We start from the raw sequence: 22,717 nt of genomic DNA, 5'->3' as shown, positions 1-22,717 counted from the left end.
CCGTCCTACCCGCAACGTCGCGGCACGCCGCTATGCTCTGCATGGCCCCTGGGGGGCCAGCACAGCCCAGAAGGACACCATGAGCGCCCATTTGCACCCTCTTGCCGGCAAGCCGGCTCCTGCCGAAGCCCTGATCGACCTGGCCGCCCTGCGCGCCGCCTACGCGGACGACAAGCCGGATCCGGGCGTGCCGGCCCAGCGCGTGGCCTTCGGCACCTCGGGCCACCGTGGCTCGGCGCTGGACCGCTCCTTCAACGACTGGCATGTGCTGGCCATCACGCAGGCCATCTGCGACCACCGCAAGGCCCAGGGCATCACCGGCCCGCTGTTCCTGGGCGCGGACACGCATGCGCTGTCGGAGCCCGCGGTGGCCAGCGCCGTGCAGGTACTGGCGGCCAACGGCGTGCCCGTGCTGCTGTCTGCGGGCGACGAGCCCACGCCCACGCCGGCCGTCTCCCACGCCATCCTGGTCTACAACAAGGGGCGAACCGATGGGCTGGCCGATGGCATCCTGGTCACGCCCTCGCACAACCCGCCGCGCGACGGCGGCTTCAAGTACAACCCGCCCAACGGCGGCCCGGCCGGCGGCGAGATCACGGGCCCGATCGAGGCCGCGGCCAACAAGTACCTGGAAGGCCGCCTGGCCGGCGTGCGCACCATGCCGCTGCGCGCCGCGCTGGACGCGCCGACCACGCAGCGCCACGACTTCCTCCACACCTATGTGGCCGACCTGGCCAGCGTGCTCGACCTCGACCTGGTCCGTGGCTCCGGCCTGCGCCTGGGCGTGGACCCGCTGGGCGGCGCCGGCGTGCACTACTGGCGCGCCATCGCCGAGCGCTACCGCATCGACCTGACGGTGGTCAGCGAGACGGTGGACCCGCGCTTCGCCTTCATGACGCTGGACTGGGACGGGCAGATCCGCATGGACCCTTCCTCGCCGCACGCCATGCAGTCGCTGCTGGCCATGAAGGACCGGTTCGACGTGGCCTTCGCCTGCGACACCGACCACGACCGCCACGGCATCGTGACCCCCAGCACCGGCCTCTTGCCGCCCAACCATTACCTGGCGGTCTGCATCGACTACCTGTTCCGCAACCGCCCGCAGTGGAGCGCGCAGGCCGCTGTCGGCAAGACGGTGGTCAGCACCAGCGTGATCGACGGCGTGGCCACGCGCCTGGGCCGGCGGCTGCACGAGGTGCCGGTCGGCTTCAAGTGGTTCGCCGACGGGCTGTTCGACGGCTCGCTGGGCTTCGGCGGCGAGGAGAGCGCCGGCGCCAGCTTCCTGCGGCGCGATGGCACGGTCTGGACCACCGACAAGGACGGCATCACCGCGGCGCTGCTGGCGGCCGAGATCACGGCGCGCAGCGGCCGCGACCCGGGCCAGCTCTATGCCGCACTGGCGGCCGACTTCGGCAACCCGGTCTTCAGCCGCAAGGACGCCCCGGCCACGCCCGCGCAGAAGAAGCTGCTGGGCAAGCTCACGCCCGCGCAGATCAGCTCGTCCGAACTGGCCGGCGAGGCCATCACCAGCGTGCTGAGCCAGGCCCCGGGCAACGGCGCGGCCATCGGCGGCATCAAGGTCAACACGGCCGGCGGCTGGTTCGCGGCGCGGCCCTCGGGCACCGAGAACGTCTACAAGATCTATGCCGAAAGCCTGCGCGGCGAGGCGCATCTGGAGCGCATCTTTGCCGAGGCGCAGGCGGTGGTGGACGGGGCCATCGCTGACGCATAGCTGCTCCCTGCGCCGATCGTTGGGCACGGGGCGCGGCCCTCCAATGGATGCATGCCGCGTCGCCCGACGCGGCAACACACCATCCAAGGAGATCGCATGAGCACCCCCGAAGACCGCCAACAGCTGTGGGAGCTGATCAAGGACATCAAGTTCGCGATGTTCACCACCCGCCACCCGACCAACGGGCACCTGCATTCGCGGCCGATGACCACGCAGAACAAGCAGCTGGACGAGGACGACCGGCTGTGGTTCTTCATGTCGCGCACAAGCGATTCGGTCGAAGACCTGGCGAGCGAGGCCAACGTCAACGTCAGCTACGCCGACACCGGCGCCGACAGCTACGTCTCGGTGAGTGGCACGGCGACGGTCAGCGAAGACAAGGCCAAGGCGCGCGCGCTGTGGAACAAGATGACCGAGGCCTGGTTCCCCGGTGGCGTGGACGATCCCGACGTGGCACTGGTCGAGGTGCGCATCACCCATGCGCACTTCTGGGACGTCAAGGCCAACAAGCTCACGCAGCTGTACAAGATGGCCAAGGCCGCGGCGACGGGCAAGCCCCCCACCGACATGGGCGAAAGCCGCGAAGTGCGCATGCGCGCGGACTGACGGGCTCGATCAGGGCCGCAGCGCGTCGGCCAGCCGCAGGCCGTAGCGCGCTTCGGCGCTTGCGAGTGCTGGCGCGATGCCCGGGTGCAGCCGCACGCCGTTGTGCGTCGCATCTGCCCGGCGGCGCAGTCCGCCTTCGCCGGGCAGGCGGACCGGCTGCTGGGGGTCCACCGGCACATTGCCCCGGCACTGCGCCGCGACATGGTCCATCTGGCGCAGGAAATCCTCCTTGCCGCCGAAGGCCGCCAGGTCGTGCAGCGTGATGTAGACGGTTGCACCCCAGCCCTCGGGCGCATCGGCGCGGCCGTGGCCGGCCAGGCCCGCCGTCAGCGATTCCACCAGCAACGCCAGCCCGTAGCCCTTGTGTCCGTGCGTGGTGCCGCCCACGGGCAGCAGCGTGCCGGGCGGCTTGGCGAACAGCACGGCCGGGTCGTCGGTCGGCCGGCCCTGCGCGTCGATCAGCACGGGCTGGGCGAAGCGCTCGCCGGCTGCATGCTTTCGGTTGCTCATGCCGTTGGTGGTGATGGAGGCGGAGATGTCCACCATGACACCGCCTGCGCTGAGCGGAAAGCCCAGCGCCAGCGGGTTGGGCGTGAACACGGCCTGCGTGCCACCGAAGGGCGCCACGCTGGCCGCGTTCGGGTCGGAGCAGGCCAGCAGCATGAGCATGCCCTCGTCGAGCGCGCGCAGCATGTAGACGGCCAGGCAGGCGATGTGGTGGCTGCGCCGGATCGCCAGGGTGGCCGTGCCGAGCGCACGGGCGCGCGGCAGCAGCAGGTCCAGGCCCTGGTGCACGAGCCAGGGGCCGGGCAGGCGCTGGCCGTCCCACAGGACGGCGGCCGGGCGGTCGGACAGCGTCTGCGGTGCGCCCGCCTTCGCCATCTTGCCGGTCTCGATTTCCTGGAGGTAGCCGGCCAGCAGCGCCAGGCCGTGCGTGTCGTGGCCCAGCAGGTCGCCATCGACCAGCGTCTGCGCCACGCTGGCCGCCATGGCCGGGTCCAGGCCAGCACGCTGCAGCAGGCCGTCGGCGAAGGCGACCAGCGCCGCGGCGTCGTAGAGCGCAGAGGTGTTCGTCATGCGGGCCTCGGGATGTGGCGCCGCCGCCAGGCCAGCCAGCTGGAGCCGGTCCACAGCAGCAGGGTGAACAAGGCGAGCGCGCCGGCGATCGGCCGCTCGACGAAGGCCAGCCAGCTGCCATCGGACTTGATCATGGAGGTGATGAAGTTCTCCTCCAGCATCTTGCCCAGCAGCATGCCCAGGATGGCCGGCGCGATCGGAAAGCCGTTCTCTTCCAGCAGCCAGGCGGCGGCGCCGAAGGCCAGCAGGATCCACAGGTCGAACACCGCGTTGTTGATCGCGAAGGCGCCGACCAGGCAGAACAGCAGGATGATGGGCATCAGGATGTTGCGCGGCATGCGCAGCATGCGCGTCGATGCCTTGATGCAGGCCCAGCCCAGCGGCAGCATCAGCAGGTTGGCGGCGATGAAGACCAGGAACACCGCGTACACGCTGGGCGCGTTGTTCATGAAGATCATCGGCCCGGGGTTCATGTTCTTCATGTAGAGCACGCCGATCACGATGGCCGTGATCGAGTCGCCAGGGATGCCGAACACCAGCGCCGGCACCCAGGCGCCGGCCAGCGCGCTGTTGTTGGCGGCGCCGGCTTCCACCAGGCCCTCGGGGTGGCCGGTGCCGAACTTCTCGGGTTCCTTGGAGAGCTTCTTGCTCATCGCGAACGACATCCAGGCCGCGATGTCGGCGCCCGCGCCGGGGAGGATGCCCACGGCCGTGCCGAGCACGCTGCCGCGCAGTGTCTGCAGCGGGTACTTGCGCATCAGGCCGCCCATGCCCTTGAAGACCGAGCCGAGCTGCCGGTTGAAGCTGCCGATCTGCTCGGTCGTCACCGTGAAGCGCAGGATCTCGGAGATCGCGAACATGCCGATCATGGCCGGGATCAGGCTCACGCCGCCCAGCAGGTCGGTACTGCCGAAGGTGAAGCGCGGATGCGCGGCCGGATTCTCCAGGCCCACGCAGCCGATCAGCAGGCCCAGGAACAGCGTGATGACGCCCTTGAGCGGCGCGTCGCTGGTGATGAACACGGCGCAGCTCAGCCCCAGCGCCACGAGCCAGAAGTACTCGAAGGAGCTGAACTTGATCGCGAACTCTGCCAGCGAGGGCGCGGCCAGGATCAGCACGGCCGTGCCGAACAGCCCGCCGATGCACGAGAACACCAGGCCGATGCCCAGGGCCGTCTCGCCCTGGCCCTTGCGCGTCATCGCGTAGGACTCGTCGGTGTACGCCGCCGAGGCCGGCGTGCCCGGGATGCGGAGCAGCGCGCCCGGGATGTCGCCGGCGAAGATCGCCATGGCCGTGGCCGTGACGATGGCTGCGATGGCGGGCACCGGCGGCAGGAAGAAGGTGATGGGCACCAGCAGCGCCGTGGCCATGGTGGCCGTCAGCCCCGGCACCGCGCCCACGAACATGCCGAACATGCCAGACAGCAGCATCACCACCAGCACCTGCGGCGTGGCCACGATGTGGAAGGCTTGCAGGACTGCGTCCATCAGAAGCTCCTCACCAGGCGATGGGCTGCAGCCAGCCCCAGGGCAGGGGCACGCGCAGCAGCTTGTAGAAGCAGGTGTGGATCACCAGCGTGGCAAGCAGCGCCACGCCCAGTGCCAGCAGCGGCCGCACGCCCAGCGCCCACTGCAGTGCCAGCAGCACCAGCACGCTGCAGACGATGAAGCCCACCGTGTCGGCGCACAGGATGTAGAACACCGTGCCGGCCAGCGCCACCAGCAGGGAAGCGACATGGCGCGGCGAGCGCAATCCCTCGCCGAGCGCCACCAGCGGTTGGCCCGATCGCAGGCCCTGCCAGGCCAGCGCGGCCGAAGCGATCGCCAGCCCGCCGGCGATGAGGCCGGGGAACAGGGCGGGGCCGTACTGCTGTCCGGCGGCTGGCGGAAAGCCCTGGATGTGCCAGAGCACGGCCAGCGACAGGAACAGCAGCACCGCCCCTGTCAGGCTGTCGTGGATGCGCATGCGTCAACCCCCCAGGCCGCCGCCGGGCCGCGCCAAGGCGGCCTGCTTCCCTCGGGGGTCGGGCCGCCGGGCGTGCCACGGAGCGGGAGGCCTCATCACTTGGCGATGCCCACGGCCTTCATTGCCGTGGCCGACTCGGCGTCCTTGTCGGCCATGAACTTGCCGAACTCCGCCGGGCCGGCATAGAGCGCGCCGAAGCCGCGCGACTTCAGGAAGTCCTGGTAGCCCGGGCCTTCGAAGATCTTCTTGAGCGCGGCCGAGAGCCGGTCGCTCACGTCCTTGGGCAGGCCCTTGGGGCCGGCGATGCCGCGCCAGGCGCCGGCGTTCCACATCTTGCCGCTGGCATCCGTGAACAGCGGCACCTGCGGGAAGATGCCATCGGCCTTGGAGCCCAGCAGGATCAGCGGGCGGACCTTGCCGCCTTCGATCAGCGCGCGGCCCTCGGGCAGCGAGCACGAGACCACATCCACGCCGCCGGCCAGCAGGTCCTGCAGGCCCGGCGCGGCGCCCTGGCTCGGCACCCAGGCGATTGCGTTGCCCGGCAGCTTGTTGTCGACCAGCCACTGCGCCAGGCCCAGGTGCCAGATGCCGCCTTGGCCCGTGCCGCTGGCCTTGAGCTTGCCGGGGTTGGCCTTGGCCGCGGCGAGCAGGTCGGCCGCGGTCTTGATCGGCGAATCGGCGCGCACGAGCACGGTGTTGGCGTCGAAGTTCATGAGTGCCAGCGGTGTGTAGTCCGCCCCCGAGAGCTGCGTGAGCCCGGCGTGCCGCATCATGCCGATCTCCACCGTCAGGATGCCGATGGTGTAGCCGTCCGGCGCCGCCGAGGCGATGGCCTGGTGGCCCACCACGCCGCTGCCGCCGGTGCGGTTGACCACGTTGATGGGCTGCTTCAGTTCCTTCTCGAGCTCGGCGCCGATGATGCGGGCCACCGCATCGGTGCCTCCTCCAGCGCCCCAGGGCACGATCAGCGTGATGGGCCGGTCAGGCCAGGCGGCAATGGCCGGCAGGCCGAAGGCTAGGCTTGCGAGGGCGGCGATCGTGCCGGCCGAGCGGGCCAGATAGTGGCGTCGTTGCATGCGGTGTCTCCTCGTGGGTCTGAAGTGGGCGCGATTGCAACATTGGTCGGGTGGTCTGACCACTCTGGATGACCCTAATCCGGCAACTTCGTCCGTTCCGACGATGCCTCGGCCCAGTGCGGACGCCAAGATGCCCCCATCGAAAATGGCTGGCTCGGCTGGCCCAGGAGGCGCACGAGATGGCAGGACCTTTGCAGGGACTTCGGGTGGTGGAGATGGCGGGCATCGGCCCGGGGCCGTTTTGCGCGATGCTGTTCGCGGACATGGGCGCCGAGGTGTTGCGCGTGGAGCGGCCGGGCAGCAAGCGCAACCCGCACGACATCCTTGCGCGTGGCCGCACGGTGCTGCCGCTGGACCTGCGCGCCGAGGGCGCGGCCGAGCAGCTGCTGCAGACCATCGCGCGGGCCGACGTGCTGATCGAGGGCTTTCGCCCCGGCGTGATGGAGCGGCTGGGCCTGGGTCCGGACGTCTGCCTCGCGCGCAACCCGCGCCTGGTCTACGGCCGCATGACGGGCTGGGGCCAGCATGGCCCGCTGGCCCAGGCGGCCGGCCACGACATCAACTACATCGCCATCAGCGGTGCGCTGCACGCCATCGGCCGATCCGGCGAGACGCCGGTGCCGCCGCTCAACTATGTGGGCGACTTCGGTGGCGGCGCCATGCTGCTGGCCTTTGGCATCCTGGCGGCGCTGCACGAGAGCAAGGGCTCGGGCCAGGGCCAGGTGATCGACGCCGCGATGACCGATGGCGCAGCGCTGCTGTCGGCCATGATGTACGGCATGAAGTCGGCCGGCCAGTGGAACAACCAGCGCGGTGAGAACCTGCTGGACGGCGCCGCGCATTTCTACGACACCTACGCCTGTGCCGACGGCAAGTACGTGGCCATCGGCGCCATCGAGCCGCAGTTCTACGCGCTGCTGCGCGAACGCTGCGGCATCGCCGACGACCCGGCCTTCGACGCGCAGCTGGACCACGCACGCTGGCCGCTGCTCAAGCTGCGCATGGCCGACCTGTTCCGCACCCGCACACGCGACGAGTGGTGCACCCTGCTCGAGGGCACGGACGCCTGCTTCGCGCCCGTGCTCGACTGGGACGAGGCGCCGGCCCATGCCCACAACCGCGCGCGTGGCACCTTCGCCGAAGCCGGCGGCCTGGTGCAGCCCGCGCCCGCGCCGCGCTTCAGCCGCACCCCGGCCGCGCTGCCGCCGGCCGTGTCACCGCACGATGCCACCGCGCTGCTGGCACGCTGGTCCGCGCGCTGAAGCATCCGAACACGAACAACGAGAGGAGACGACCATGCAACTGACCCAGGCCCTGCACAAGGCGCTGCGCGAGAAGCCGCAGGCCACGGCCGTGGTGTTCGGCGAACGCCGCAGCAGCTTTGCACGCCTGCACAACCGCGTGGCACGCGTGGCTGCCGTGCTGCGCGGGCTGGGCATGGCGCCGGGCGACCGCGTCGCCATGCTGGCCATGAACTCCGACCACTACGTCGAGTACCTGTTCGGCACCTGGTGGGGCGGCGGCGCGATCAACCCCGTCAACGTGCGCTGGAGCCCGCAGGAGATCGCCTACTCGCTGGACGACTGCGACACCCACATCCTGCTGGTCGACAAGTTCTTTGCCAAGCAGGTCGCCTCGCTGCGCGACCTGTCCAGGTCGCTCCAGACCCTGGTCTACGTCGGCGAGGAGCCCGCGCCCGAAGGCATGCTCTCCTTCGAGGACCTGCTGGCCGCGGCCGAGCCGGTGGAAGACCTGCGCCGCCAGCGCGACGACCTGGCCGCCGTGATGTACACGGGTGGCACCACGGGCCGGCCCAAGGGCGTGATGCTGTCGCACAGCAACCTGTACCTGAACGGCCTGGCCTCGGCCGCCGCCGTGCCGCGCGCCTGGCAGGTGCAGGCCCTGGTCACGGCACCGTTCTTCCATGTCGCGGGCTGCGGGCTGTCGCTGCAGATGGTGCTGCGCATGGCGACCCAGGTCGTCATTCCGTACTACGAGGAGGTGGCCGTGCTGCAGGCCATTGCGCACGAGAAGGTGACCGAGACCTTCCTCGTGCCGACCATGGTCAAGCGGCTCATCGAGCACCCGCGCTTCGCCGAGTTCGACCTGCAGAGCCTGCGCATGGTGCTGTACGGTGCCGCGCCCATCGACGCCACGCTGCTGGGCCAGGCCATGCAGGCCCTGCCGGGCGTGCAGTTCTGCCAGGCCTACGGCATGACCGAGCTGGCGCCCACCATCGCCGTGCTGCTGCCCGAAGATCACCTGCCGGGGCCCGACCAGGCCAAGCGCCTGCGCTCTGCCGGCAAGTCGGTGCCGATCGCCGAGATCAGCATCCGCGACCCCGAGAACAACGAGCTGCCGCCCGGCCAGGTCGGCGAGATCTGCGCACGCGGGCCGATGGTCATGCAGGGCTACTGGAACAAGCCGGCCGAGACCGAGGCCGCGCTGCGCGGCGGCTGGATGCACACGGGCGACGGCGGCATGATGGACGAGGAGGGCTACCTCTACGTGGTCGACCGCATCAAGGACATGATCGTCAGCGGCGGCGAGAACGTGTATTCGGCCGAGGTCGAGAACGCGCTGGCCCAGTTCGAAGGCGTGTCCATGTCGGCCGTCATCGGCGTGCCCGACGACCAATGGGGCGAGCGCGTGCATGCCGTGATCGTGCCGCGCCCCGGCGCGGACATCGACGAGGCCGCCGTGATCGCCCATTGCAAGACGCTGATCGCCGGCTACAAGTGCCCGCGCAGCGTGGAGTTCCGCACCGAGTTGCCGGTGTCGCCCGCCGGCAAGCTGCAGAAGTTCGTGCTGCGCGAACCGTACTGGAAAGACCGCGCACGCAAGGTGAACTGAAAAGAAAGAGACCAGCATGACGATCGATTTCCGCCGCTCCTGGATGGACGAAGACCTGGAGCTGTTCCGCGACAACGTGGTGCGCTTCATCGAGACCGAGGTGCAGCCGCACGACGAGGCCGCGCGCAAGGCCGGTCATGTGGGCCATGCGCTGTGGCGCAAGGCTGGCGAACTGGGCCTGCTGTGCGTCGACATCCCCGAGGAACATGGCGGTGGTGGCGGCGACTTCCGCCACGAAGCCATCATCCACGAGGAGATGGCGCGCCGCGCGCTCTCGGGCATGAGCGTGGGCGTGCACTCCATCGTGGCGCACTACTTCCTGAACCACGGCACCGACGAACAGAAGCGCCACTACCTGCCGCTGCTCGCGCGCGGCGAGATCGTCGGCGCCATCGCCATGACCGAGCCCGGCGCGGGCTCCGACCTGCAGGGCGTGCGCACGCGTGCCGACAAGGTCGAAGGCGGCTACAGCCTGAACGGTTCCAAGACCTTCATCTCCAACGGCTACCTGGCCGGCGTGGTGCTGGTGGTGGCCAAGACCGACCCGAACCAGGGCGCGAAGGGCACGTCCATCCTGGTGGTCGACACGCAGGACCGCCCGGGCTTTCGCGTCGGCCGCGTGCTCGACAAGATGGGCATGAAGGCGCAGGACACCTCGGAACTGTTCTTCGACGACGTGCGCGTGCCCGCCAGCGCGCTGCTGGGCGGCAAGGAAGGCCAGGGCTTCTTCCAGCTGATGGGCGACCTGCCCTACGAGCGCCTGATCATCGGCGTCGCGGCGCTGGCCGCGATGGAGGGCGCCTACCTGGCCACGCTGGACTACGTGCGCGAGCGCAAGGCCTTCGGCAAGCCCGTGGCCGAGTTCCAGAACACCAAGTTCAAGCTGGCCGAGATCGCCACCCAGATCAAGGTCGGCCGCGCCTTCATCGACCGCTGCGTGGAAGACCTGGTGGCCGGCCGGCTCGACACCGCCACGGCCTCCATGGCCAAGCTCTGGGGCTCGGAGACGCAGGGCCGCGTCATCGACGAATGCGTGCAGCTGTTCGGCGGCTACGGCTACATGAACGAGTACCTGGTGGCACGCATGTACACCGACGCCCGCATCCAGCGGATCTTTGGCGGCACCAGCGAGATCATGAAAGAAGTGATCTCGCGCGCGCTGTGACCGCGGACGTGCTGCAGGTCGAAGAGCGGGGCGCTGTCACCTGGCTCACGATGAACCGGCCCGAGCGCCTGAACGCGCTCGACCCGGCGCTGACCGACGCATTGCGCCACTACTTCGAAGGGCTCAACGCCCGCAGCACCGCGCGCGTGGTGGTGCTGCAGGGCGCCGGGCGCGCCTTCTGCGCCGGGCTGGACATCAAGGACACCACTGCGCAGGACGGCGGCGCGCGGGGCGTGGAGGAAATGCTCGAGAAGCAGAAGAGCATCCGCGACATCATGCTGGCCATGCGGCGCTGCCCGCAGCCCATCATCAGCGTGGTGCAGGGCGCGGCCAGCGGCGGCGGCTTCGCGCTCGCGCTGGCCTCGGACATCCGCCTGGCCACGCCCGACGCGCGCATGAACGCGGCCTTCATCCGCATCGGCCTGTCGGCCTGCGATGTGGGCGTGAGCTACTTCCTGCCGCGCATGGTCGGCAGTTCCGTGGCGGCGGAATACCTGCTCACGGGACGCTTCATGGAGGCGCAGCGCGCGTACGGCCTGGGGCTGGTCAGCCGCGTCGCGCCACTGGCCGACCTGCAGGCCGATGCGCAGTCCCTGGCCGAGGACATGCTCAACGCCACGCCGGTGGCGCTGCGCCTGACCAAGGACGCACTGGGCCTGGCGATCGACGCGCCCAGCATGGAGGCCGTGATCGCGCTGGAAGACCGCAACCAGGTGCTGTGCACGCAGACCGGTGACTTCCGCGAAGGCATGCAGGCCTTTCTTGAAAAACGCGCGCCCCGCTACACCGGGCGCTAAGGAGACACACCGATGACGCTGGACGACCTCATGTACAAGCCCGGCCTGCTGGCCGGCAAGCGCTACCTCGTGACGGGTGGGGGCAGCGGCCTGGGCCGCGTGATGAGCGAGGCGCTGGTGCTGCTGGGCGCCACGGTCTACATCTGCGGCCGGCGCGAGAGCGTGCTGGAAGAGACCGCACGCGCGCTGACGGCCGCGGCCGGCCCCCAGGGTGGCCGTGCCGTGGGCGTGGCCTGCGACATCCGCAAGGAAGAGCAGATCACCGCCATGCTGGACCGCGTCTGGGCCGACGGCGGCGCCATCGACGGTCTGGTCAACAACGCGGCCGGCAACTTCGTCAGCCGCACCGAAGACCTGTCGCCGCGCGGCTTCGACGCGATCGCCAACATCGTCTTCCGCGGCAGCTTCATGATGACGCTGGACTGCGGCAAGCGCTGGCTGGCCGAGGGCCGGAGCGCGGCGGTGGTTTCCATCCTCACCACCTGGGTCTGGAACGGCTCGGCCTTCACCGTGCCGTCCGCCATGTCCAAGGCCGGCCTGCACGCGATGACGCAGTCGCTGGCCGTGGAGTGGGCCGGCCGCGGCATCCGCTTCAATGCCATCGCGCCGGGCCTGTTCCCGACCGAGGGCATGAGCGCGCGCCTGAACCCCGGCGGCGGCGAGCACAAGACCGAGGGCAACCCCATGGACCGCAACGGCCGCATGCCCGAACTCGCCAACCTGGCCGTGCTGCTGCTCGGCCCTGGCGCCGACTACATCAACGGCCAGACCATCGCCATCGACGGCGGCCAGTACCAGGCCACGGGCGGCAACTTCTCGCGCATGCGCTCGTGGAGCGGCGAGGACTGGCAGCGCGCCCGCGAGAACATCGCCGGCCAGGACGCCAAGGACCGGAGGGCGCGTCTTGCTTGAAGAACAACTGCTGCACGGCCGCGTGGCCGTGCGCGTGGACGCCGATGGCGTCGCGCAGGTCCGGCTCGCTCGGCCGGACAAGATGAACGCGCTGGACATGGACATGTTCGACGGCCTGGTCGCCGCCACCGAGCTGCTGCAGTCCGCGCCCGGCGTGCGCGCCGTGGTGCTGCACGGCGAGGGCCGGTCCTTCTGCGCCGGACTCGACATGTCGCGCTTCGGCAAGATGCGCGAAGGCGCGCAGCTGGACGGCCTGTCGGCGCTGCAGGCACGCACACACGGCCCGGCCAACCGGCCGCAGCAGGTGGCCTGGGGCTGGCGCGCGCTGGCCGTGCCGGTGATCGCGGCCGTGCAGGGCGTGGCCTTCGGCGGCGGCCTGCAGGTGGCGCTGGGCGCCGATGTGCGCCTGCTCGCAGCCGATGCGCGCATGTCGGTCATGGAGATGCGCTGGGGCCTGGTGCCCGACATGGCCGGCATTGCGCTGATGCGCGAGCTGGTGCGGGCCGACATTGCGCGCGACCTGGTGTTCAGCGCGCGCATCGTCGAGGCCGAGGAGGCCTGCCGCATCGGGCTGGGCACGCGCCTGGCGGCCGACCCTCTCGCAGAGGCGCTGGCCATGGCGCGCGAGATCGCCGGCCGCAACCCCGATGCCGTGCGCGCAGCCAAGCGGCTGTTGAACCAGACCGCCGACGGCGACGACGCCCAGTTGCTGCTGGCCGAGTCGGTCGAGCAGCAGCGCTTGATCGGAAGCCCGAACCAGCGCGAAGCGGTGGCCGCGGCGATGGAGAAGCGGCCGGGCCGCTTCAGCGATCCACAGCGCTGATCAGCGGATCACACCCAGCTTGCGTGCAATCGCCACGGCCTGCGTGCGGCTCTTGGCGTCCAGTTTCATGTTGATGTTGCGCAGGTGCGTGCGCACCGTGCTGTCCGAGACGAACAGCTTCTCGGCCATGGCGCTGTTGGAGTAGCCCTCTGCCAGCAGCTGCAGCACGCGGATCTCCTTGCGCGTGAGCGGCTCCTCGCTGCCGCCTCCGGCCGCGGCGGGGGCTTCCGGCTCGGGCGCGGCCAGCGGGCCGATGGCGTGCAGCAGGCGCTGCAGGTACTCCGCCTGGATCGGGTCGCCCGCATCCGGCATGGCCATGGCATAACGCTGCAGCAGTCGGCCCACGGCCGGGCCTTCGTCCAGGATCAACCGCATGAAGCCTTCCTGGCTGGCGGTCTGCAGGACGGTGCCGATCTCGGCCACGGCGGCGGCGTGGTCGCCGGCACGCTGCTGCGCCAACGCGCGCAGCACCTGCAGCTTGAGCACGCGCCGCGTGCGCGCGGCCGCGGTGGCGGCGTGGATCTCTGCGTCCAGCAGCTGCAGCGCGGCGCGCGCGTCGCCGAAGGCGACCTCCCAGCGGGCCTTGGCCAGGGCGAGGTAGTCCAGGTCGTGGGCGGGCAAGCGCATGCGGCGCTCGCGCTCCCAGATCGCAGGGTCGTCCGCGCGCTGCAGTTCGTCGCGCGCGGCCGGGCCGTTGCCCTGCAGCAGCAGCATGCGCGAGCGTTCCAGCTTGGCGCCGGCCACCACGCGGGGCAGTTGGCGCGCATGGCCCAGGTACTCCAGTTCGGTCAGGGCCTGCAGCGCGGCCTCCACGTCGCCGCTGTGGAAGGCGATGCGCGAGCGCATCACGTGCGACAGGATCATGTGGTCGGGCAGGCCCACGTCGCGTGCCAGCGGCAGGTAGACGTTGAGCAGGTGCTCGGCCTGGGGCAGCTGGTTGGCCTCGTACACCACGCCGGCGTACAGCACGCCGGCCCAGGCGTTGCCGTGGCTGTGGTTGTAGGTCACGGCATGGGTGGAGTCGACCGCGATGCGAAAGCGGGCCGTGGCCTGGCGCAGGCGGCCGGCCTGCAGGTCCAGCATGCCCTCGGACGCCTCGGTGTACATGCGGTGGAAGGTGCCGTCGCGCTTGGCATGGCCTTGCTGGCTGCGCGCCGCATCCAGCAGGCGCTGCGAGGCGTGCTGGTCGCCCATCACCGACAGGATGTGGGCCATGGCGTTGAGCAGCGCGCTGTCGGCGAAGGCCAGGCCCGTGGGCAGGCGGTTCAGGCAGGCGCGGCCGGCCTCGTAGGCCTCGTCGTAGCGGTCCTGCATGGCCCACAGCAGCGGGTACAGCGTATGCGCGCAGGCGCGCACCTCGGGCAGCGGGCTCTGCACGCAGTCCGAGGCTTCCAGCCTGGCCATCGCGTCCCAGGGGCCGTGCGTGAAGCACTCGGCCCACAGCGCGATGAGCTGCAGGAAGGGGTACTGGCGCAGCTGGTGCTCCGGGATCGCCGCGAACCAGCGCGCCAGCAGCCGCATGCGGCCCTGCTCGAGGAATTGCTCGGCCCAGATGTCGAGCAGCGTCAGCGCGTGCGGGTGGTCGCCGCCTTCGATGGCGTGGTCGATGGCCGGCACCGGCCGGCCCTGCGATTCGTACCAGCCCGAGGCCGCCAGGTGCAGGCGCGCCAGTTCGTCCGGCTGCTCACGCACCAGCTGCGCGCGCAGGAAGTCGGAGAACAGGCTGTGGTAGCGCCAGGCCCGGGGTTCGTCGCCGGCCTCGCTGCTGATGGGCGTCAGGAACAGGTCGGCCGCGGCCAGCTGCTCGAGGATGGCGGCGCTGTTGCCGCGCGGGATCAGGGCCTGGCAGACCGAGGGGTCGAGTTGGCGCAGGATGCTGGTGCGCAAGAGGAAATCGCGGATGGCGCCGGGCTGGTGGGCCAGCACGTCCTCGGCCAGGTACTCGGCCACGGCCCGGTTGGAGCCCGAGAAACGCTCGACGAAGTCGGGTGCCACGCCAGGGCGCTCCAGCGCCATCGAGGCCAGCCAGATCGCCGCCACCCAGCCCTCGGTCTTGCGGTGCAGCTGGTCCAGCCGCTCGGCCGACAGCGCCGGCATGGCGCGCTGGCCCAGGAAGGCACCGGTTTCCTCCAGGCTGAAGCGCAGCCGGTCGGTGTCGATCTCCAGCAGCTGGCCGCGCGCGCGCAGCCGGCCCAGGCCCAGGTCGGGCAGGCTGCGCGAGCCGATCACGATGCGGCCGCCGCGCGGCATGTGCTCGACGATCTCGCGCACCAGGCCGAGCACGGCGGGCTCGTGCACCACCTCGAATTCATCCAGGAACAGCGCGAACGGCGCGTCGTGCGCGGCCAGCACGGCCACGGCGTCGAAGGGCGCGTTGCCGCGCGGCCCCTCCATGCCCAGGCGCAGCACCACCTCGCCCAGGCAGCTGACGAAGCGCGACATGTCGTTGTCGGCCCGGTCCAGCGTGAGCCAGGCCGTGGCGATGCCCTGGTCGTCCATGCGCTGGCGTGCCTGCGCCATGGTCGTGGTCTTGCCGAAGCCGGCCGGCGCGCGCACCAGCACCAGGCGGGCCGCGGTGTTGGCGATCTCGTCGCTGATGGCGGCGCGCAGCACCTGGGTCGGCGCGGCCGAGGGCGGGTTGAGCTTGGCTTCGAGGATGCGGGTGGCGGAGGGCGGCATCGCGGACGGAGGAGGGCGGATGTGCGGCGGGCGGGCGGGAAGTGTCGGCGCCAACGGGTGCCGGGCTTGTCTCCTAGGGCGCAGGGGGTGGCGGCGTTCCGTCGCTTCCGACGATGCCGAGGCCGGATTCTGCTGCCTAAACTGCCCGGCCAACCGCCCCCGCACCCGCGTGCCGCCCAGGTGACAGGCCTGCGCGCTGCGCCCCGGCGCGTGCGGCGATCATCAACCCCATCTGCCTGAAGGAATTTCCATGGACCGCATGCACACCCGCGTCACCGAACAACTGGGCATCCGCTACCCCATCATCCAGGGCGGCATGCAATGGGTCGGCCTGGCCGAACTGGCCTCGGCCGTCTCCAACGCCGGCGGCCTGGGCCTGCTGACCGCGCTGACCCAGCCTACGCCCGAGGCACTGCGCGAGGAGATCGCGCGCTGCCGCGGCATGACCGACCAGCCCTTCGGCGTGAACCTGACCATCCTGCCGGCGATCAAGCCGCCGCCGTATGCGGAGTTCGTGCGGGTCATCATCGACAGCGGCATCAAGATCGTCGAGACGGCCGGCAACAGCCCCAAGGAGTTCATCGCGCAGTTCAAGGCGGCCGGCGTGACCATCGTGCACAAGTGCACCACGGTGCGGCATGCGCTCTCGGCGGAGCGCAACGGCGTGGACATCGTGTCCATCGACGGCCTGGAATGCGCGGGCCACCCGGGCGAGGACGATGTCGGCGGCCTGGTGCTGATCCCGGCCGCCGTGCGCGCGCTCAAGATCCCGGTGGTCGCCTCGGGCGGCATCGCCGACGGCCGTGGCATGGCGGCGGCACTGGCGCTGGGCGCCGAGGGCATCAACATGGGCACGCGCTTCTGCGTCACGCAGGAAGCGCCGATCCACGCCAACATCAAACAGGCCCTGGTGCAGGCCAGCGAGCGCGACACCGCGCTGCTGTACCGCACGCTCAAGAACACGGCGCGCGTGTTCCGCAACGCCATCGCCGAGGAGGTCGTGGGCATGGAGCGGCGCCCGGGCGGTGTTGCCTTCGAGGAGATCCGCCCGCTGGTGGCCGGCGTGCGCGGCCGCGCGGCGCTGCAGTCCGGCGAGGTCAATGGCGGCATCGTCTCGGCCGGCCAGTGCATCGGGCTCATCGACGACGTGCCCAGCTGTGCCGAACTGCTGGCCCGCATGGTGGCCGAGTGCCGCCGCGAACTCGAGCGCGCGCGAGGCTTCTTTGGCTGAAGTCGATCTGACGAGGCGCGAGGCGCTGCGTGCGCTGGTCGAGCAGCTCAGCCTGGAGCAGCTCGAAAAGAACCTGTTCCGCGGCACCAGCAGCGACCTGGGCGCGCCGGCGGTGTTCGGTGGCCAGGTGCTGGGCCAGGCGCTCATGGCGGCGGCCCGCACCGTCGACAACGGCCATGCCGCGCATTCGCTGCACGGCTACTTCCTGCGGCCCGGCGACAAGGCCGCACCGATCGTCTACGACGTGGACCGCATCCGCGACGGCGGCAGCTTCACCACCCGGCGCGTGGTCGCCATCCAGCACGGCGAGGCCATCTTCCACATGTCGGCCTCGTTCCACCGGCGCGAGAGCGGCGTAGAGCACCAGCGCGCTATGGTGCCGGTGCCGGCGCCGGAGTCGCTGCCGGAGCAGCAACGGCTGGCGCTGGCGCTGCCCATCGAGTTCCGTTTCGCTGACGGCCGCCCGCCGCTGGGCGAAGGCACCTGGGGCCCGAGCGGCCAGACCTGGCTGCGCACGGTGGACGCATTGCCCGACGACCCGCTGCTGCACCAGGCCATGCTGGCCTATGCCTCCGACTACAGCCTGTTGGGTGTATCGATGCAGCCCCACGGCCTGGATTTCCGCAAGCCCGGCGTGCAGGGGGTGAGCCTGGACCATGCCATGTGGTTCCACCGCGACTTCCGCTGCGACGACTGGCTGCTGTACGAAGCCGATTCGCCCTCGGCCCATGGCGCCCGCGGCTTCTGCCGCGGCAGTTTGTACAGCCGCGACGGCCGGCTGGTGGCCTCGGTCGCCCAGGAAGGCCTCGTGCGTGTCCGGGCCTGAGCCAAGGCGGGATCCTGTAAGGGATTAAGGGTATTCAGGTACTCCTCAGCTTACAGTGCCCGCCGCCGTGGGAGCGGCGTATGCAGTACAACGAGGAATCATGGACTTTCTGACATCCCCCGCTTTTTGGGTCGCCCTCGGGCAGATCATCATCATCGACATCCTGCTGGGTGGCGACAACGCCGTCGTGATCGCGCTGGCCTGCCGCAAGCTGGCACCTGCGCAGCGCACCAAAGGCATCATCTGGGGCACGGCCGGTGCCATCGTCCTGCGCGTGATCCTGATCGCGTTCGCCATGACGCTGCTGAACGTGCCGTTCCTCAAGCTGATCGGTGCCATCCTGCTGGTGTGGATCGGTGTCAAGCTGCTCGCGCCGGACGAAGAAGGGCATGGCGACGTGGCGGGCAGCGACAAGCTGTTTGCCGCCATCAAGACCATCATCGTGGCCGACCTGGTCATGAGCGTGGACAACGTGATCGCCATCGCCGGTGCCGCGCAAAACGCTGGCGAGCACTCCATGCTGCTGGTCGTGCTGGGCCTCCTGATCTCCATCCCCATCATCGTCTGGGGCAGCCAGCTGGTCATCAAGCTCATGGAACGCTACCCGCTCATCATCACGGCCGGCGGCATGCTGCTGGGCTGGATCGCGGGCGGCATGCTGGTGACCGACCCGGCCCTGGCCAACCCCGACAAGTGGCAGTGGATGTTCAAGCTGCCGCAGACCGATGTCGTCAAGTACGGCGCGTCCGTCGCGGGTGCACTGCTGGTGCTCGTGATCGGCAAGGCCATCGCCGGCCGCAAGCCGGCCGAAGGCGGCCACGCCTGAGCCCTGGGCGCCGCCTCTGCGCGGCGCCTCTTGCACCTCCCGGGCGCCAGCCCGGGCCACCAAAGCCCTGCGGCCGCTGGCCGGCAGGGCTTTTTGCTGCGCTGCAGATCTGCGCAGACGGCGGCATGGCGGGGAGGGGACGGCCGGCTGGCGTTGCGCCGCTGCCGGCAGCGGGGCGTTGAAGCAGCCCCGCATCGCTGAAGACGCGCCCTGGTGGCGCGTCAGGCGGCAAGGCAGGCTGCCCTGCCGCCCAGTGCCGGCTTACTTGCCGGCCGGCGGAGGTGCCTTGCTCTGGCCGACTTCGCCGATCGGATCCTGCTTGACGGCTTCGGTGCCCTCGGCCTTGCGCTTGGCGCGGGCGGCAGCACGGTCTTCGGCAGAGGCGCGCTTCGCGCTCGGTGGTGCCTTGGACTGCCCGGCTTCGCCGATCGGCTGCTGCCTGATGGCTTCCGCGCCTTCGGCCCTGCGCTTGGCACGCGCGGCCGCGCGCTCTTCGGGAGACGCTTTGGCGGCCGGCGGCGGTGCCTTGGACGTGCCGGCTTCACCCTGGGCGAAGGCGCTGGCGGCAAACACTTGTGCCAGGGCGATGCCAATGGAGAGGATCGGATGCTTCATGGATGACTTTCAGTTGTGGTCTGGGAGAACACGCAGGCCAGACACACCACCTGCGCGTCGGAGCCATTGGTCCGACCGAAAATTGTATGAAGTTGGCGTCCGCACAACAAGGATGCGATCGTGTATGTCTTTCTTCGCCGACATGGCTGGCGAATGAATTGTGTCCAACTTGCATGTTGAGCAAGCGGGGCGGCTGGTTTCGCTGTCCGAACTCGTCCGATCGGACGATGGCCCGGTGCGGGATAGCGCTCCTAGGATGGCCGGAACACCACCGGAGACCCACCCATGCCCCTGTCACGACGCCGATTCGCCGCACTGCCCCTGGCTGCCTGCCTGCCGCTGGCAGGCCGCGCCAGCGGCTATCCCGACAAGGCCGTGCGGCTGGTCATGCCGTTCCCGGCCGGCGGCATGGGCGACATCCTGGCGCGCCACCTGGCCACCGACCTGGCGAGGCTCTGGGGCCAGCCCGTGGTGGTGGACAACCGCGCCGGCGCCTCCGGCATGATCGGCAACGAGTACGTGGCGCGCGCGGCGCCCGACGGTACGACGCTGCTGCTGGGCATCAGCCAACTGGCGCTGGCGCCCTGGCTCTATCCGAAGATGGCCTACGACGTGGAGAAGGACTTCGTGCCGTTGGCGCGCGTGGCCGACGCGGTCTCCGTCTTCGTGACCAACGACGCCCGCATCGCCTCCGTCAAGGACTACGTGGCGCTGGCCAAGGCCAACCCGGACAAGCTCAGCTATGGCACCTATGGCGCGGGCACCTCGGCCCACATCTTTGCGGAGATCTTCAACCGGGCCAACGGCATCCGCACCGTGCACGTGCCCTACAAGGGCGCGGCCCCCCTCATCAACGACCTGCTGGCAGGCCATGTGACGCTGTCGTTCACCGACCTGGCCTCGCCGCTGCCGCACATCCTGTCCGGGCGGCTCAAGGCCTATGCGGTCACCGGCACGCGCCGCGCGCCGCTGCTGCCCGACGTGCCGACCTTCTCGGAGCTCGGCCACGCGGGCCTGGACGTGCCGGGCTGGTACGCGCTGTTCGCTCCCGCGAAGACGCCCCCGGAGGTGGTGCGCCGCATCCGCGAAGGCGTGGCGCAAGTGCTGCAGGCGCCCGAGATGCAGGCGCGGCTCACACAGCTGGGCTTGCTGCCCGTGGTGGAGCCGCCAGCGGCCTTCGAGCAGCGCCTGCGCGACGACATGGGCTACTGGAAGAAGGCCATCGCCGAGAACAACATCCGGCTCGATTGACCGATTCGTCCGTTCGGACGATGGCCCGGCCCAGGCCCGCTCCCTAGACTTTCCCGGCACGCGGGCAGGGGCCCGCAGGGAGAGTGTTTCTTGTTCCAAGGCCAAAGCATCCAGGTCCTGCCGCTCGCCGAGCCCGGCGCTGAAGGGCTCGTCGAGCTCCGCTTCGACCGCCAGGGCGATGCCATCAACAAGCTCGACGCGCGCACCATCGACGAATTCCGGCAAGCCATCGACGTGATCGCCGCCGCGCCGGCCGTGCGCGGCGTGCTGGTGACGAGTGCGAAGGACGTGTTCATCGTCGGCGCGGACATCACCGAGTTCGGCACCAAGTTCCAGCAGACTCCGCAGGAGATTGCGGCCGGCGTGCGCGAGAGCAACGCCATGATCAACCGTTTCGAGGACCTGCCCATCCCCAGCGTCGTGGCCATCAACGGCTTTGCCCTGGGCGGCGGCCTGGAGCTGGCCATGCTGGGCGCCTTGCGCGTCATGTCCGAGACCGCCCAGGTCGGCGTACCCGAGGTCAAGCTGGGGCTGTTTCCGGGCTTCGGCGGCACCGTGCGCCTGGTGCGCCTGGCCGGCCTGGCCACGGCCTTCGACTGGGTGGCCGGCGGCAAGCCGGCCAAGGCTGCGCGGGCGCTCGCCGCCGGCGTGGTCGACGAGGTGGCGGCACCCGAGGCCTTGCGCACACGGGCGCTGGCGCTGCTGCAGTCTGCCGTGCGCGGCGAGATCGACTGGGCCGCGCGCCAGCAGCGCAAGCGCACGGCGCTGCCACTGGCGGCCGATGCCGTGGCCGCCGAGCTGGCCAAGGCCCTGGACACCGCGCGCCGCGGCGCGCCGCACCAGCCGGCCGCGCAAACCGCGCTCGAGATGATGGCCGAGGGCGCGAGCCTGCCGCGCGACCGCGCGATCGACCTCGAATCGGCCGCCTTCGGCCGGGTCGCGAGGACCCAGGCTGCGGCTTCGCTGGTGCGTGCCTTCCTGAACGACCAGGCCGTGAAGAAGCTGCACAAGCGCCATGCGCGCGAGGGCCGGCCCGTGGCGCGCGCCGCCGTGCTCGGGGCCGGGACCATGGGTGGCGGCATTGCGTTCACGAGCGCGCTGCGCGGCGTGCCCGTGCGCATGAAGGACATCGCCCAGCCCGCGCTGGACCTGGGCCTGGCCGAGGCCGACAAGCAGCTGGCCCGCCAGGTGAAGAGCGGCCGGCTCCAGCCCGAGAAGGCGCAGGCCGTGCGTGCGTCCATCACCGCGCAACTCGACGAGGCCGGTTTCGGGGAGCTCGATTGCGTGATCGAGGCCATCGTCGAGAACCTGGAGGTCAAGCGCCGCGTGCTCGCCGCACTCGAAGGCAGCACGCGGGCGGATACCGTCATCGCCTCCAACACCTCCAGCCTGCGCATCGACGACATCGCCCAGCCGCTCGCGCGGCCTGAGAATTTCGTCGGCATGCACTTCTTCAACCCGGTGCCCGTGATGCCGCTGGTCGAGGTGATCCGCGGTTCGCGCACCAGTCCGCAGGCCGTGTCCACCGCGGTGGCCTATGCCGCCGCCATGGGCAAGGTGCCCATCGTGGTGCAGGACGGCCCGGGCTTTCTCGTCAACCGCATTCTCACGCCCTACGTGAACGCCTTCGTGCAGCTGGTGGCCGACGGCGCGGACTTCGAGCAGGTCGACCGCGCCATGGAGGCCTTCGGCTGGCCCATGGGCCCGGCCTACCTGCAGGACGTGGTCGGCATGGACGTGGGCGCGCACGTGTTCGACGTGATCGCGGCCGGCTACCCCGAGCGCATCCGCCCGGTCGAGCGCAATGCCATCCGCGCGCTGGTGGCCACGGGCCGTTTCGGCCAGAAGACCGGCGGCGGCTTCTACGACTACCAGGCCGACCCGGCCGGCAAGCCGCGCAAGACCTCCTCGCCCGCAGCGAAAGCGCTGGTCGCCGCGCTGCAGACCGGTGGCGCGCGCGACTTCACCGACGCCCAGATCGTCGAACGCATGATGCTGCCCATGGTGGTGGAAGCCGCGCACGCGCTCGAGGAAGGCGTGGTCGCCACGCCGGCCGAGCTCGACACCGCCATGCTGCTTGGCATCGGCTTTCCGGCTTATGCGGGCGGCCCGCTGCAATACGCCGACTGGCTGGGCCTGCCCCAGGTGGTCGCGCTGTGCGAGAAGTACGCGGCCTTCGGCCCTCAGTACCAGCCCACGGCGCGCATGCGTGCCATGGCGGCCCAGGGCGCCCGCTACCACAGCCTCTGATTTTTTCCACACACACACACAACCCCAACAGGA

Annotated in this window: 19 protein-coding genes; 13 read left to right on the top strand and 6 right to left on the bottom strand. The window is 70.3% G+C overall.

The window, feature by feature from the left end:
* Positions 1-79 precede the first annotated feature (79 nt).
* Complete coding sequence (gene pgm / locus DES41_RS05450; RefSeq protein WP_114466549.1) at positions 80-1,732, top strand: phosphoglucomutase (alpha-D-glucose-1,6-bisphosphate-dependent); 1,653 nt, start codon at positions 80-82, stop codon at positions 1,730-1,732.
* Between the two features lie 96 nt (positions 1,733-1,828).
* Entirely contained in the window at positions 1,829-2,338 is a 510-nt protein-coding gene (locus DES41_RS05445; RefSeq protein ID WP_114466548.1) for a pyridoxamine 5'-phosphate oxidase family protein, read from the top strand.
* Between the two features lie 9 nt (positions 2,339-2,347).
* Here DES41_RS05445 and DES41_RS05440 read toward each other — a convergent pair whose 3' ends face one another.
* The 4 genes from DES41_RS05440 to DES41_RS05425 all read right to left on the bottom strand — a co-directional run bounded on the left by DES41_RS05440 (position 2,348) and on the right by DES41_RS05425 (position 6,456).
* The gene (locus DES41_RS05440) at positions 2,348-3,415 is read right to left on the bottom strand and encodes an Ldh family oxidoreductase (protein ID WP_114466851.1); all 1,068 of its coding nucleotides are present in this window, start codon (positions 3,413-3,415) and stop codon (positions 2,348-2,350) included.
* Positions 3,412-4,902 carry a tripartite tricarboxylate transporter permease gene (locus DES41_RS05435; RefSeq protein ID WP_211332896.1) on the bottom strand — a complete coding sequence of 497 codons (1,491 nt, stop codon included), beginning with the start codon at positions 4,900-4,902 and terminating at the stop codon, positions 3,412-3,414. The genes DES41_RS05440 and DES41_RS05435 overlap by 4 nt, the downstream gene beginning before the upstream one ends.
* A 10-nt stretch (positions 4,903-4,912) precedes the next feature.
* Positions 4,913-5,380, bottom strand: coding sequence for a tripartite tricarboxylate transporter TctB family protein (locus tag DES41_RS05430; protein ID WP_114466546.1), 468 nt, complete (start codon positions 5,378-5,380; stop codon positions 4,913-4,915).
* A gap of 95 nt (positions 5,381-5,475) precedes the next feature.
* A complete protein-coding gene (locus tag DES41_RS05425; RefSeq protein ID WP_114466545.1) occupies positions 5,476-6,456 on the bottom strand; it encodes a Bug family tripartite tricarboxylate transporter substrate binding protein in 981 nt (326 codons plus the stop codon).
* 179 nt (positions 6,457-6,635) lie between these two features.
* On the opposite strand from DES41_RS05425, the gene DES41_RS05420 reads away from it, so the two are divergent.
* The 6 genes from DES41_RS05420 to DES41_RS05395 are packed head-to-tail and all read left to right on the top strand — an operon-like array spanning position 6,636 to position 13,006.
* Positions 6,636-7,718 carry a CaiB/BaiF CoA transferase family protein gene (locus DES41_RS05420; protein ID WP_114466544.1) on the top strand — a complete coding sequence of 361 codons (1,083 nt, stop codon included), beginning with the start codon at positions 6,636-6,638 and terminating at the stop codon, positions 7,716-7,718.
* A 34-nt stretch (positions 7,719-7,752) separates the two neighbouring features.
* Positions 7,753-9,309, top strand: a complete 1,557-nt coding sequence (locus DES41_RS05415) for a long-chain-fatty-acid--CoA ligase (protein WP_114466543.1) — start codon at positions 7,753-7,755, stop codon at positions 9,307-9,309.
* Positions 9,310-9,325: 16 nt separating this feature from the next.
* A complete protein-coding gene (locus tag DES41_RS38710; protein ID WP_114466542.1) occupies positions 9,326-10,474 on the top strand; it encodes an acyl-CoA dehydrogenase family protein in 1,149 nt (382 codons plus the stop codon).
* Positions 10,471-11,271, top strand: coding sequence for an enoyl-CoA hydratase/isomerase family protein (locus tag DES41_RS05405; RefSeq protein WP_114466541.1), 801 nt, complete (start codon positions 10,471-10,473; stop codon positions 11,269-11,271). Before DES41_RS38710 ends, DES41_RS05405 begins: the two co-directional genes overlap by 4 nt.
* A 12-nt stretch (positions 11,272-11,283) precedes the next feature.
* The gene (locus DES41_RS05400; RefSeq protein WP_114466540.1) at positions 11,284-12,183 is read left to right on the top strand and encodes an SDR family oxidoreductase; all 900 of its coding nucleotides are present in this window, start codon (positions 11,284-11,286) and stop codon (positions 12,181-12,183) included.
* Between the two features lie 7 nt (positions 12,184-12,190).
* Positions 12,191-13,006: a crotonase/enoyl-CoA hydratase family protein gene (locus DES41_RS05395; RefSeq protein WP_211332918.1), complete on the top strand. Its 816-nt coding sequence runs from the start codon at positions 12,191-12,193 to the stop codon at positions 13,004-13,006.
* On the opposite strand, the gene DES41_RS05390 is transcribed toward DES41_RS05395, so the two are convergent.
* Entirely contained in the window at positions 13,007-15,685 is a 2,679-nt protein-coding gene (locus DES41_RS05390) for a winged helix-turn-helix domain-containing protein (RefSeq protein WP_114466539.1), read from the bottom strand.
* Between the two features lie 259 nt (positions 15,686-15,944).
* Here DES41_RS05390 and DES41_RS05385 point away from each other — a divergent pair, with 259 nt between their 5' ends.
* The 3 genes from DES41_RS05385 (at position 15,945) to DES41_RS05375 (ending at position 18,568) form a co-directional block, all read left to right on the top strand.
* Positions 15,945-16,916, top strand: a complete 972-nt coding sequence (locus DES41_RS05385; RefSeq protein ID WP_114466849.1) for an NAD(P)H-dependent flavin oxidoreductase — start codon at positions 15,945-15,947, stop codon at positions 16,914-16,916.
* Positions 16,909-17,742, top strand: coding sequence for an acyl-CoA thioesterase (locus DES41_RS05380; protein ID WP_245965571.1), 834 nt, complete (start codon positions 16,909-16,911; stop codon positions 17,740-17,742). Before DES41_RS05385 ends, DES41_RS05380 begins: the two co-directional genes overlap by 8 nt.
* A gap of 100 nt (positions 17,743-17,842) precedes the next feature.
* Positions 17,843-18,568 (top strand): TerC family protein, encoded by a 726-nt coding sequence (locus DES41_RS05375; protein ID WP_114466538.1) that lies wholly within the window; start codon positions 17,843-17,845, stop codon positions 18,566-18,568.
* A 261-nt stretch (positions 18,569-18,829) separates the two neighbouring features.
* Here DES41_RS05375 and DES41_RS05370 read toward each other — a convergent pair whose 3' ends face one another.
* On the bottom strand, positions 18,830-19,183 hold the full coding sequence (locus DES41_RS05370; RefSeq protein ID WP_114466537.1) for a hypothetical protein: 354 nt from the start codon (positions 19,181-19,183) through the stop codon (positions 18,830-18,832).
* A gap of 285 nt (positions 19,184-19,468) precedes the next feature.
* Here DES41_RS05370 and DES41_RS05365 point away from each other — a divergent pair, with 285 nt between their 5' ends.
* Both DES41_RS05365 and fadB read left to right on the top strand, forming a co-directional pair.
* On the top strand, positions 19,469-20,434 hold the full coding sequence (locus DES41_RS05365; RefSeq protein ID WP_114466536.1) for a Bug family tripartite tricarboxylate transporter substrate binding protein: 966 nt from the start codon (positions 19,469-19,471) through the stop codon (positions 20,432-20,434).
* Positions 20,435-20,524: 90 nt separating this feature from the next.
* The gene (fadB, locus tag DES41_RS05360; RefSeq protein ID WP_114466535.1) at positions 20,525-22,684 is read left to right on the top strand and encodes a fatty acid oxidation complex subunit alpha FadB; all 2,160 of its coding nucleotides are present in this window, start codon (positions 20,525-20,527) and stop codon (positions 22,682-22,684) included.
* Positions 22,685-22,717 lie beyond the last annotated feature (33 nt).

The organism is Pseudorhodoferax soli, from assembly GCF_003337555.1.
Lineage (GTDB): Bacteria > Pseudomonadota > Gammaproteobacteria > Burkholderiales > Burkholderiaceae_C > Pseudorhodoferax > Pseudorhodoferax soli.
The sequence above is the reverse complement of the archived record's forward strand: the minus strand, read 5'-3'. Positions and strand labels throughout refer to the sequence as shown.